The organism is Cyclobacterium sp. 10D3-21, assembly GCF_055809755.1.
Window position 1 is genome coordinate 1,898,672 of sequence record NZ_CM147924.1, and the last position, 12,812, is coordinate 1,911,483.

A 12,812-nucleotide genomic window follows, 5' to 3' on the forward strand; every position below is an offset into this window, starting at 1 on the left:
TGTTAAGCACTGTTAGGTGATTTGTTATTACGAAATAAATGCCCCAGATTTGTCATGTAGTCAAGTGTAAATAACTGCACTGATCATTTTTAATAGCTCTAATAACGTAAATTTTAAGATTATGAAAAGTCAAAAAAAATTAATGGTGGCCCATCTTTTTGCTTTGGTATCTGTAGTGATAATACTTGCTGTCGCCAGTCTTTTAAAATTGAATATTTCTCTTAGTGAAGGTGTAACTTTTCTTCATATTGTATTGATAACAGTACCTCAGCTTGGTTTCGGATTTTTTCTTTGGGAAAGTGTAAAAACTGAAAGAAAAGTATTGAATTGATTTTTTAATGAAATGTTTCAACATGATTAATTTCATGCTGGACTTTTATTTTTTTTGTAAATTTTTTGAAGCTTACAAGACACTAATTTTTTCAAATACATTTTTTTTTATTTTTTTATCTTAATTCTTTACTATCCTTTAAAGGGTTTGGTAATACCTAAAATCAATCGATCCTGGTGTTGGACTTGGTACTGGTTAAAGTTTTGTGGCAAAGTCCATTACCAGACAAAATGTAAGGTATCCAGCTTTGGAGAAAAAACACCAATTAAGGCTTGTAACTTTATTGTCCCAGATGGTCTTTGCTGATTGATTAAAACACATGCCTTGATTTGGTACAGATATCTAACCTTAATTTTAAGGGATGGATGCCATTTGCCTAATCATAGAAACTATTCCCAAAATTGGCAACACTCACTGTCTTCAGCTACTGTTTACTTAATTTCGCATGAAAAACAATCTCTTTTTTTTGATCCTGTTTTTGGTTGTTCCAAAGATTGATTTTTTAGATTTAGCCATGTTTGTCTAGGGATACTCTATATAAGTGCAGTTTGGAAAGCGACCCTGTCATTGACATAGGCCATGGTAGATACAAATTTGACAAAACTATTGGATCAAGCAATGCTGCCTTTGAAGTAGGTATGTTAAATGCAGCAAAGGGTAAGTTCAAATGGATCTCTGTTAGAAAGATCAACCAACTATTAATGCTTTATTGGATGTCCTGTGTTTAATTCATTTATATATGAAGCTCGTTATCGAATATGTTTAGGGTAGGTTTTTGATGACAAAGGATTCAATCAAATCGTTGAAATCTTTGTCAAGGATCTTGTCTTAAATCGATTAGTTTTTTAGGTGTACGTCCCCGGTCGAAAGCCATGTGATTTTTTTTTCAAAAAGTTTTTTTGAGGTGAAATGCAATTAATGTTAAACGATTTACATTTATGGTTTTTCGTAATGATAAATTGTCTAAAACATTGACTTTCAAAGGTGTTGCGTACTGTATAATGATTTGTTATTATCAAATAAATGCCCCAAATTAGTTCTGTATTCACGTGTAAATAACTGCACTGATCATTTTTAGTAGCTCTAATAAAATAAATTTTAAGATTATGAAAAGCAAAAAAAAAATAATGACGGCCCATCTTTATACCATGGTAACTTTGGTATTGATCTTGGTTGTTGCTGATTTTTTTAAACTGAATATATCTCTTAGTAAAGGGGTAACTTCCTTACATGTTTTATTGTTTGTAATCCCCCAGTTGGTTTTTGGGTATTTACTTTGGAACAGTGTCAAAGCCGAAAAGAAAGTAGTGAATTGATTTTTTGATGAATTCTTTCCGCATGATTTATTTCATGCTTGATTTTTATATTTTTTAATGATTTTTTAAGTAATACAAAGTATCAATTTTTTTAAATACATTTTTTTTATCTTAATTCTTTACTACAACTTAAAGGATTTAATAATACCAAAACTCAACCGATCCTGGTGTTGAATTTGGTTCCCGTTAAGGTTTTGTGACAAAGGCGTTTGCCAAACAAAACTCAATGTCCAATCTTTTATGTTGAGGTCTGTTCCTGCCTGTGCAAATACCACATCACCGCCAGTAAGTGCCTGTGTTCGACCTTTCCAAGTATCATTGGCGGAATGTTCAAAATATCCACCAAGGTTAGGGACCAAAATCCAATTGTTGTGAAAGGTGAATTGATGAAAGCCCACAGCAGATCCATTGAAACTGTTTCCAAATTGGTACTCTTGACTCCCCTCAGTGGCTGTTTTATAGCTGAACGAAAGGTTGGCTCCTGTCTTGGTATAGAACAATTGATAATTCATCCTTCCAATCAAACTCCAGGAACCTGTACCTGGCTGAATAATTGGGTCGAAAAGTTGCTCAGCATTGGCTATTTGTCTTGATTGTCCGGTGGGAGCAGTGACGGCTATCCCCGGACGGAAAGTATGCCTTGCCTTGGGGTTATAGATATAGTGGATATAATCAGCTGCTAAAGTCAAGTCTCCCCAACCTTTTACGCTTATGGTGGTGTCCTGAACGGGATTGGGTAGGTCTAGCAATTTTTCATAGTATACCAGGTTGGACTCATAGGGTAGGAGAAAGGCGAAGTTCCAGTTGTTTTTTAACATGAAGTTTCCTCTAAGTTCCACCGTTTCATAAGTTTCCCAATCCATTTTTGTTTTGTTGACATAGAGTCCTGTGCCTTCCGGTTCGTGCATAACCACATGATCAGGGATAGTAGTGGATAACATCCTTGCATTGGGCGTATAGCTATTAGTAGCGCTGTTTTCAAAAACAGCATTTGACAAACCAGCAGTGGTGACTTGGGGAGAGGTATTGCCATATTGATTGTAACCGCTAAAATTACGATGCCTGTAAAAAAGTCCAAAATAGCTTCTGTTTTGCAAGAGACTGTATTCGAAAAAGTTACAGCTATCACATGCTTTGGCCTCTTTGGGTAAAAAGGACAATGTCAACAGGGTGATCGCTAAAATAGTGAGTCTTTTCATAGTTTTAAACCTATTTTTGGTAGGCTGGATTTGTAATAAAATTATAATCGTTTAGGCTGTTAAGGAAAGCCAGTAATTGTGCTCTTTCAGCTGCACTTAATACAATGCCATTTTCAAGTTGTGGTGCCAAAGTCCCATTGGTCTTAATGCCGCTTTCATAGTGATCCAAAACCTCCTCCAAATTAGCAAACCTGCCATCATGCATGTAGGGAGCCGTAAAGGAAAGGTTTCTCAGAGAAGCAGTTTTATAAGCGCCCATGTCTTCCTCCTTGTAAGTGATTCGGTACCTGCCTTGATACAGTCCTTCCAATTCAGGTGGATCGGGATAGCTGCTGTCTAGTCCATTGTTATGGTAGCTTAAATCAGTAAACAAACCCTCCTTATGGCAGCTACTGCAATGTTCCTTGTATACTTCATAGCCCTTCAATTCTACTGATGTGAGACTGGCTTCTTCCCTTTTCCATTGGTCATATTTACTGTCATCGGATATAAGTGTCCGCATAAATTGGGCAAGGGACCTGGCGATGGCTGCGCTCGTAATGCTATCTGTGGGGAATGCTTCCTGAAATAGCCTAGGGTAAGTTTCATTCCTATTAAGGTATTGAAGGACTTCGGTTAAGTCCGCTGCCATTTCGTCGGGATGTGTCAGAGGACCGAAAACCATGGACTCCAGATCATTGGCCCCACCTTCCCAAAAGAGTCCATCATGCCAAGCCAGGTTAAATAAGGCCGGTGAATTCCTATGCAAGGCCAATCCTGAGACCCCAATATTGGTCAATGCCAGTCCATCGCTGAAAGCCTTTTCAGGAAGGTGACATCCTGCACATGAAACTTTTCCATTGGCAGAAAGTCCGGGGTCAAAAAACAATGTTTTACCAAGTTCAACCCCTTCTTTGCTGAGGTAATTTCTTTCCGGTTGGGGAAAGTCCTCCTGCTGAAGACTGGGAGAGGGCACCGGAACAAAATATTCCGGTGCTTTATTTCCCATGTCTTCATTTACAGGCAAGCAGGCGTTTAAAAAACCTGCTGCTAGCAAAATAAAAGACAAACTGATTTTGTAGCAATCCATTTATATGAAGGATGACAATGGTTTATTTGATAGAGAAAAGATTCTTCTGGTAATTATTGGCTACGGTAATGGCCAATGGTCCTCCCATAATACTTGTACTTTCAAGCTCATGAACAACAAGATCACTGTCGCCAGTAAAAAGGCTGCTTATTTCGGCCTCAATATCAAGATCAACCATTGCCTGATTGCCCAAAGACAAGCCTTCAGAGCTTAAGTCAAAGGAGAATTCTTTGAAATTAATCTCAGACTCCGGGTCATTGTTGCCAATATGCACTACAAGCCCTCTTCTGTCAGCAGTCTGATATTCCCATTCTCCTTCTAATACCAAAAACTTGTAACCAGTTTTCCAGCTCCAAACCATGTCATTGTTAGGGTCAAGGTCACCTATCTGATCTGTGGATAGGTTTCTTGCCTTGTCAATACCCACATAGTAGGATAATTTGTCGTAGTTAGCCGTAGGTACTTCCAATGAGATTTCCTTTTTTCCCGCTTCATCAATTAGGTAATAGCCATCTGCAACAGTGTAGGAGTTGCCAGTTTGGCTGTTTTCAAAAGTGATATTGGAGATATAGTATTTGAATTTACTTGGGATAAAGCTTTCACCTGAAGGTAGCGTGTAAGCTTTTCCTTCCAATACCAATTCTTCTCCATTGATAAAATGGGAAAATTCGAAATTCACCTGGATTTCTGCAGGCATTTCTTCCTTATCGTCTTTGCAAGCAGTAAAGCCTATAATGGCCAATAGTATAATAGCTAGTTTTTTCATCTGATTTTTTAATTAAAAGGATCCGAAAATGCCGGATCGGTTATGAATGTCTCGTCTGTTAATGTGTGTAAAAAGGCGATAATGGCCTCTTTTTCTTGAGTAGTAAGATGTAGTTTTACCGGCTGTCCTGGTTCAACGATTTCATTGCTGGCTTCCAGCATAAGGATGTCCAAAGTCGCATTGCTTTCCACATGCTCATTGTAATGGTCCAGTACTTCTTCCAAAGTGTTAAACCTACCATCATGCATATAGGGTGCGGTTAGTGCGATATTGCGTAGCGTTGGCGCTTTGAATTTCCCCTTGTCTTCCGATTTTCCCGTGACCGCCTCTAAACCGGTTTCTAAATTCAGATCGGTATCCAGGCCATTGTTGTGAAATCCCAACAAATCGTTTCTGTCCCCAGAGGTTAAAAAACCCAGGTGGCAGTCACCACAGTTTCCACCCCGCAAGGCTATAGATGCTTCCGGGTGAGTGAAGAAAAGCTCCATTCCCAACTGCTCGATATCGGTAAGGACAATCTCTTCTTTGATCCATTGGTCAAACCTGGAGTTTCCGGAGACAAGCGTCCGCATAAATTGGGCAATGGCCTTGCTGACCAGTTCAGCACTTATTTGGTCCGTTCCAAAGGCCGCTTTAAAGCGTGTTGGGTAATCCGGATCATTTTGCAATCTCACGACCGCTTCCTCAATGGGTAAGTTCATTTCTGTAGGATCCGAAATTGGCTGAAGGGCCTGCTCCTCCAGTGTCTCAGCGCGCCCGTCCCAAAAGAACCTGGATGTCCAATGCAAATTGGCCAATGACATGGCGTTCTTCACGCCAATGGTGCCATTTACGCCAAGACTAAATTGCTCGCCATCAGTGAAAGCCTTGGACTGTTGGTGACAGGAGGCACATGAAATGGAGCCGTCCAGTGACAGTTGTTTTTCATAGAAAAGCATGCGGCCTAGCTCAACACCTTTCTCTGTGAGTGGATTGTCGCTTGGGGAAGCAATATTGTTAGGGAAATAATCAGGATGTTGTAATTCAATTTCGGTGTTATCGGGAAGGGGTTCTTCAACCAATTCTTCCTTGCATGCCCAAATTGACGTACAAACCATGACTATCCCAATAGAATACGTAATTGGGTATCGTGACATAACCTATACCAGCCAATGTAGAATAATAGAAAATGTGACAGGTTGCTCCAAAGAAACGTCGAAAAAGCAAGTTTGATTATAATTTTGGTGTTAAAGCGATTAAGCTGCAAGCCTTGTCTGCTTTTCAAGGCTTTAAACCAAAATGTACAACAACTGTTCTAATTCGTGTTTTAAATTAAATGGCACGCTGTCAAAGAAATTTAGGCAATTGCCTTGGGCGGGTGAAAAATATCCACGAATTGGGAAACCCTGTAGGCTTCCTGATAGGAGGTTCCGTGATTTAGGGTTGTGGATGGAAGGGTAGTTAATGATATAGAGGCTTCTTGTAAAATAAAAATGCCAAAGTCTCTGTTAAACTCTATGCCACCGGTTTGGTTTTCTTTTTGGTCCTGGGCCTTTTTTAATTTCTCTGCCAAGAAACATTGCCCATCGCAATGCAGCGTGGGTTTGTCTTTATTCACACAAAAATTCTCAATGATATAGGTGCGGTTAATGGTGAAGTCCATCTGGATGACAGAAAAAACCAAGCCGTTGAGCAAGATCATCAAGGAGAGCGATATGTGAATTATTGCTTTCGCCATTTGAATGCAAAAGTAAGGATTTATTTGTTTAAATGCACCTTGTTTGCAAAACTATGATTACTGCTTTGCTTATGATTTTGATCATAATCTCAGCCCTTAAATTTGCCTAATTGTCTTTATAGTAACAGTAATCCATGTGAGAGGGTTCAAAGAGGTAAAGAGGATAAGCCGATTTATCAGGTCTGTCTGAATGATTAGGGTAAAATTTGGTCCCTGTTCAACCCCGTCCGGGGTTGCAGCGTTTGTTGTATATGCCAAATCCGTGGGTTGCCACCCCATAGCCGTCAAGTTAACGGGTTAAATCATTGACAATGAGTTAATTAAATAAAAACGTAGATCCCCCTTGGGATCTTTGTTCCTTTTTTTCATATCAATTGGTATTTTTTTTATTAATTCAGAAAAATGCAATCCCCACTGACCCCATAGCCGTCAGGCTAAAACGTCATAAGGTACTGACATAGAGGAAGAAAGAACAGTTCAAATTATCGAAAATATCCAAAAAATTCAAAATAATCCAGTCTATGTACACCTCAAAGTCGTTGGAGCGTATTGCTCGCCAAACAGGCTTTGTACAACGCAAAGGAAAGATTGATCCAAAATCGTTTTTGATGTCTGTCCTTTTTCAATGCTTTAGTGGTAGTCAAACGAGTTTAAACGATCACTTGGTAGATTTGAAGACGAATCAAGGAGTTAGGATGCGCAAACAAAGTCTCTTCGAACGCTTCAATTCCAAGGCGGTGGCTTTCTTTAAGTATCTACTTGAAGAACAACTCAAACAGAAATGGTCTTGTGAATTACCGTGGAAAAACCTAGAGAGGTTTACAGAGGTGCTTATTGAAGATTCGGTTCGTTTCCAACTTCCGGAGCATCTAAAAGATAGTTACCCGGGAAATGGAGGTGGGGCTTCCCAGGCAGGAGCCCACTTGCAGTTTGAATTTGATCTTAAAAGCGGAAATGTAAAGACTTTATCTCTTCACCATGCTAAATATCAAGATCAAAAAGCAGCTAGAGACCAAGTGGACAAAATCTCCAAAAATAGCCTGATTATAAGAGATTTAGGGTATTTTGTGATGGATGTTTTGGATTTGATCCACCGGAAAGGAGCCTTCTTTATCAGCCGTCTCAGACCTAAAACCACTATTTATGAGCTTAAGGGAGGGCAATATATCAGGTTAGATATTATTTCGCTGTATGCTGAAATAGCAAAAAGTAAAAAGCCCTATCTGGAAAAACAGGTGCACATGGGACCAAAGAAGATTCCCGTTAGGCTACTTCTGGAATTACTGCCTGATGCGGTAGTGGAAGAGCGCCTTCGCAAAGCAAAGAAACATGCGATTAAAAAAGGCAGGAATATTAGTAAGGAATACAAGGCCTTTCTCCGACTCAATTTATTTATCACCAACGTACCACCGGAGGATTTAACTATTAAGCAGATCCACGAACTATATCGATTAAGATGGCAGGTAGAATTGGTATTTAAAACCTGGAAGGGTTATTTCAAATTCCATCATTTTAAAAAGATGCAGCTCCATAGATTGGAGTGTTATTTATATGCCAGTCTACTCTTCATCCTATCAGGATGGGAACTGTACTACAGTTTAGCAAGTCTGATATGGAAGGAAAAACAAGTGCTTGTCAGCAAAATGAAGTTTGCAAAAGCCTGGATACAAAACAAACCAAAATGGCGTCAACTACTTTCTGGAAGTGGCAGACAAATGGAGGATTTTATAAAGAATACCAGAAGCAATTGTCTGGATTTCCTAATTCAGGAAAGACGCAAAGGAAGGTATAATTTGGAAGAATATTTACGATTAAACATTTGTAAATGAGGTGTTTAAGTGTTATATTGAACATAAAGAAAAAGAAGAAAAAAGGCCTGCTTCTCCTAAACATTAAACAGGCCTTCAAAAAAAATATGATTATGAGGAATAAAACTTCCCAAGCCCTCACCGGGCTTGGTGTGCATATACACCAAATATTATTTTGTAACCTAAAATTTAGCTTAGCCTGACGGCTATGCCCACTGACCCCCCTGTTTTTTCTAGTTAAATATACATATAATTTCCATCTAAAAGACCAAAAATTAAAGAAAATTACCAGTAAAATTTAGAGTTTTAGCGGAAAAATTTAATTTATCTTTCAACCCGGATATTATTGACTGCCTTGCCAAGGAAACAGGTTTTTCCAAAAGAAAATCCAAACTTAAGCCCCACCTGTTTTTCGAGAGCCTGATGTTTTCCCATCATTTAGGAAAATCTTTCAGCCTCATGGATGTGTGTTCGGATCTTATGGAGGAATACGAGCTGGGGATCACAAAACAGGCAATTGATGACAGGTTCAATGACCGAGCCGTACTTTTCTTCCGCCGGATACTAGACCGGCTACTTTCCGCCGAATTTAATACTTGTAAAGATTTTGGGGGGTTGCTTTCCCGTTTCAACAGGGTGAGGATAAAAGATTCAACGAAGTTTCCTCTTCCAAAAGCCTTTACCCATAAATACAAGGGACACGGGGGCGGTGGCAACGGGGGCAAGTCCGACAATTGCGAGTCCCTGATCAGCGTCCAGTACGAATATGACATGCTCAGCGGAGAAACAATGGATCTCAGGCTGACCGACGGGCTTAAAAACGACCTGTCGGATTCCAGAGATTTTACTGATGACATCCGCGAGAACGACCTTTTCATCAGGGATCTTGGCTATTGTAGCCTCCCTTACCTAGAAAAAATTGCCGAGGGAGGGGCCTTTTTCCTCAACAGACTTCCCGCCAAGACTGTAGTATATACCGCCGAAGACGGGTGCGAACAAATGGATTTCAAGAATTTATATGCGATAATGAAAAAACGCAATTTATCACACATGGAACTGAACGTGTTGGTGGGTAAAAAAGCCAAACTTCCCTGCCGGCTTGTCATCATGCCTGTCGATAATGCAACCTATGAAAAGAGGATAAGAAAGGCAACAGAAAAGGGTAAGCACTACAAGTACAAGGTGTCCCAAGAGTACAGGGCAAAGAGTAGGCTCAATTTCTTCATCACCAATGTGGACAAAAAGGACCTGGATACAGAAAAAGTACGGGAAGTTTATACACTAAGATGGCAGCTGGAACTCCTCTTCAAGGTCTGGAAATCTCAGGCGAAAATAGACCAGATCAAGGAAATGAAAATAGAACGTTTTGAGTGTCAATTGTATAGCAAACTGATCTGGCTGCTCCTAAACTGGAGGATCTTTAAATGGATGGGAAATGAGATCTACAAAAGGGAAAGAATACTCTGCAGTGTCTGGAAGTTTTACAAATATGCAACCCGGATTGCTCAAAGACTCAGAATGGCACTGAAAGATCCCGTTCAGATGGAGAAAATCCTTATTAGGGTGTTGAAAATAGCCCCCATGGAATTTATTCTTGAAAAGAAAAAAGATAAACTATCTCAAAATCAAACGTTTACACACTTAGCCTGACGGCTATGGGGTTGCCACCCACGGCTATTATTGTTCAGGCCCTCCAGGCCTGGGATGATGAGTATAATAAGTTTAGAATTAACTTAATTATATAATATTCGGTGTGGGGATTGGCAATACTGGCTGAGGAATATCCCGTGGTTGCGGTGGCTGTGTTGTCTCCAGTGTACTGGCTCCGGTAATTGCGATATCTAAGTTGACTCCGGTGGCTGCGGTGGCTGAGCTTGTCGAAGTCATCGAAGCCATCGAAGTCGTTGTATCCATCAGGTTTAAAATTGCCCAGCTTTTCTAGAAATCACCAATCTTGACGAAATATTGGCTTATGCTTAAGCCTTCAGGATGTGTTGTTATCGTGATGGGATGTGGGCAGCTTAGGGAAAAGTTACCCTGCCCATTGATTTTTTATGCCACGTAATAACCACTTCGAAGCGCAAAACCCCGGCAGGGGTGATATTATTGTAGCCAGTGGTGTCAGCCACTGGTTTAGTAAAATTATCCGTTGATATGATTTTGGCGGTATTGTTGCTTTTTTTCTGCAACAATGCTGACAAAATCACAACGTCTATTTCTTATCAAAAACGCGCATTAGGTCAATGGGTTAAAATGCAAAACCAAATCCTGGCACTGAAAGGTGGAGCCGGCATTGCAAATGCCTCGTAATCTTTTCAAATGGATGGTAGGGAGTAGTTCTAAACTACTCCCAGGGGAGTACGAAGTTTTGTAATGAGAGCAATTAACGGAAAAGTTACCTGTTTTCCAGCCCTGGAAGGGGCGCAATATATTAGCCAAGGGTGCCAGCCCTTGGTGTGAAAATTATAGCGCCATCTTGATTTTGGCGGTATTGTTGCTCTTTTCTGCAACAATGCTGACAAAATCACAACGTCTATTTCTTATCAAAAACGCGCAATAGATCAAACCAAACTATTCAGCCCTTAACCAAGCCGGATTTTCTCTACCTCTTGCCTTAAATTTTCAAATCAAAGTTTATAGAAATTTTAAACTTTGATATTAGTTCTTAATTGTTTAGATTTAGTTCTCTTGAGGCTAAATGATGCGAGGCTTTATATGGGACCTTTAATAAGGGGAAACTCCATTTTGACAAACTCTTTATATGCTTATTTCTACGAAAAATTTATTGACACATTGCAAAGTATTTACCATTTGCCTCTTGCTTTTTTGTTCATGTCAGGGAGAAGCAGGAAATAAATTGCTGGAAATAGTAAAGGTTAAGGAAGTGAAAATTAAGCCTGAGGTTATGATGTCATCTAACCCGGCCTATGTTCATTTGATAGAATCGGACTCCGGCCAATACCTTTTTTATCTGAACCATATTTCAAAGAATTTACAGTTTTTGAATTTGGAAAACGGAAAGGTAGCCAAGGAAATTGTATTGGAATACGATGGGCCAAATAGTATGAGCAGACTTTCCGGAATTGCAGGCCTGGAAGAGGATAAGGTTTGGACAACATTTAGCCCGCATGGCATATCATTTTTGAATTATTATGGCGAAATCCAGTTTGAAAAGAAAATACCTGCAGGTAAGGCTGATATTACTTATGTAGGCTCTGACTTTCATCAGGGGCTTCATCGCTACAGTGATAAGGTTTTCGGTATGCAACCGCTTTTTATGAATCATCATGGGATGGGAAAGGAAGACATCCAAAAACATTCTCTGGTCTATAGTTATGATATGGTTTCAGATCAGACCAAATGGTATGAGGTGTATTATGCTGAGGATTATTGGCATAAGGGAAAAAAGGGGTCTAACTTTTCATGGGTAAGAAGAGGGGATAAACTCTATATAGCTCCTTGGTACGACCATGAAATCCAAGTGTTTGATATGCAAAAGGAACAAGTAACTAATAAGGTGGAAGTTAAGTCGGATAATGTTAATAGTTTTCTTTATGCTAATGAGATTCCGGGAACTCACGAAGAAGGGTTAACAAAATTATTAAATAATGATCTATATGGGATAATCCTTTATGACAAGTACCGAGATTGTTTTTATCGGTTTTTTTATCCGGGATATAAGGACGATAAGGTATATTCGATAGAAAAATTAAGGATGCTAAGACACTCCAGACCTTTTACAGGTGTGATGGTTTTGGATAAGGATTTGAATATAATAGGAGAGCATGTTTTTGATAAATTTCAAGTTTACGCTTATTCTAATGTTTTTGTAGGAGAAGAAGGCTTATACCTCTCGCTTAACAATGTAAACCATTCTGATTACGATGAGGATCATTTGAAGTACATGGTGGTTCGGTTTGAGGAGGGGTAATGAGCAGAAGAAGCGTTTATAATTAAAATACCTTTGATTTTATTCGTCCATTCTTGTGGAGCCGGCCTCCAAATGCCTCAATTTCTTTTAAAATGGATAAATGAGAGTAGTTCTAAACTACTCCCAGAGGAGTGATGGTCTTGGACAAGGATTTGAATGTAATAGGTGAGCATGTTTTTGATAAATTTCAAGTACATGCTTCTTCTAATGTATTTGTCGGAGAAGAAGGCTTATACCTCTCGCTTAACAATAAAAACAGTCCCGATTATGATGAGGACCATTTAAGGTACATGGTGGTTGGCTTTGATGTGGGGGAATGAGAAGAATTAGAATTTATTAATATAATGCTTTTGGATTTATTGATCCTTTCTTGTGGGACCGGCATTGCAAATGCCTTGTATTCTTTTAAAATGGATAAATGGGAGTAGTTCTAAACTACTCCTAGGGGAATTTTATTATTTAATAGTTAATTCTATAAATAAAATTGAAATAATTATATATAAAATATATTGGGTAGGTAAAATTATTTATAAAAATTAAAATATTGTTTCCCGAAAAGTAAAAATACATTTATCATGTCAATATGGTAGTTGCTTTATATAATTTACACGAAATAATATATTGTTAAATAGCGTTTTTTACGTGATGTCATTTTGTTTTTTAAGAATATTGGAC

Annotated in this window: 12 protein-coding genes; 7 read left to right on the forward strand and 5 right to left on the reverse strand. The window is 39.0% G+C overall.

Annotated elements, in window-relative coordinates; genetic code table 11:
• The first annotated feature begins 121 nt into the window (after window positions 1–121).
• Entirely contained in the window at window positions 122–331 is a 210-nt protein-coding gene (locus AC0L7T_RS07805) for a hypothetical protein (RefSeq protein WP_473341981.1), read from the forward strand.
• Window positions 332–1,437: 1,106 nt separating this feature from the next.
• Window positions 1,438–1,647 carry a hypothetical protein gene (locus tag AC0L7T_RS07810; protein ID WP_473341982.1) on the forward strand — a complete coding sequence of 70 codons (210 nt, stop codon included), beginning with the start codon at window positions 1,438–1,440 and terminating at the stop codon, window positions 1,645–1,647.
• A gap of 122 nt (window positions 1,648–1,769) precedes the next feature.
• Here the strand turns inward: AC0L7T_RS07810 and AC0L7T_RS07815 are convergent, their stop codons facing one another.
• The 5 genes from AC0L7T_RS07815 to AC0L7T_RS07835 form a co-directional block, all read right to left on the reverse strand.
• Window positions 1,770–2,846, reverse strand: coding sequence for a hypothetical protein (locus AC0L7T_RS07815; protein WP_473341983.1), 1,077 nt, complete (start codon window positions 2,844–2,846; stop codon window positions 1,770–1,772).
• Window positions 2,847–2,856: 10 nt separating this feature from the next.
• Window positions 2,857–3,915 carry a cytochrome-c peroxidase gene (locus tag AC0L7T_RS07820; protein ID WP_473341984.1) on the reverse strand — a complete coding sequence of 353 codons (1,059 nt, stop codon included), beginning with the start codon at window positions 3,913–3,915 and terminating at the stop codon, window positions 2,857–2,859.
• Window positions 3,916–3,937: 22 nt separating this feature from the next.
• Window positions 3,938–4,681: an MbnP family protein gene (locus tag AC0L7T_RS07825; RefSeq protein WP_473341985.1), complete on the reverse strand. Its 744-nt coding sequence runs from the start codon at window positions 4,679–4,681 to the stop codon at window positions 3,938–3,940.
• An 8-nt stretch (window positions 4,682–4,689) separates the two neighbouring features.
• On the reverse strand, window positions 4,690–5,817 hold the full coding sequence (locus AC0L7T_RS07830; RefSeq protein WP_473341986.1) for a cytochrome-c peroxidase: 1,128 nt from the start codon (window positions 5,815–5,817) through the stop codon (window positions 4,690–4,692).
• A 200-nt stretch (window positions 5,818–6,017) separates the two neighbouring features.
• Window positions 6,018–6,398: a hypothetical protein gene (locus AC0L7T_RS07835; RefSeq protein WP_473341987.1), complete on the reverse strand. Its 381-nt coding sequence runs from the start codon at window positions 6,396–6,398 to the stop codon at window positions 6,018–6,020.
• 521 nt (window positions 6,399–6,919) lie between these two features.
• On the opposite strand from AC0L7T_RS07835, the gene AC0L7T_RS07840 reads away from it, so the two are divergent.
• The 5 genes from AC0L7T_RS07840 to AC0L7T_RS07860 all read left to right on the forward strand — a co-directional run bounded on the left by AC0L7T_RS07840 (window position 6,920) and on the right by AC0L7T_RS07860 (window position 12,457).
• Entirely contained in the window at window positions 6,920–8,227 is a 1,308-nt protein-coding gene (locus AC0L7T_RS07840) for an IS4 family transposase (RefSeq protein ID WP_473341989.1), read from the forward strand.
• Window positions 8,228–8,551: 324 nt separating this feature from the next.
• Window positions 8,552–9,856, forward strand: coding sequence for an IS4 family transposase (locus AC0L7T_RS07845; RefSeq protein ID WP_473343358.1), 1,305 nt, complete (start codon window positions 8,552–8,554; stop codon window positions 9,854–9,856).
• Between the two features lie 504 nt (window positions 9,857–10,360).
• A complete protein-coding gene (locus AC0L7T_RS07850; protein WP_473341990.1) occupies window positions 10,361–10,516 on the forward strand; it encodes a hypothetical protein in 156 nt (51 codons plus the stop codon).
• A gap of 451 nt (window positions 10,517–10,967) precedes the next feature.
• The gene (locus tag AC0L7T_RS07855; protein ID WP_473341991.1) at window positions 10,968–12,137 is read left to right on the forward strand and encodes a DUF4221 family protein; all 1,170 of its coding nucleotides are present in this window, start codon (window positions 10,968–10,970) and stop codon (window positions 12,135–12,137) included.
• A 131-nt stretch (window positions 12,138–12,268) separates the two neighbouring features.
• Complete coding sequence (locus tag AC0L7T_RS07860) at window positions 12,269–12,457, forward strand: hypothetical protein (RefSeq protein ID WP_473341992.1); 189 nt, start codon at window positions 12,269–12,271, stop codon at window positions 12,455–12,457.
• Window positions 12,458–12,812: the final 355 nt, after the last annotated feature.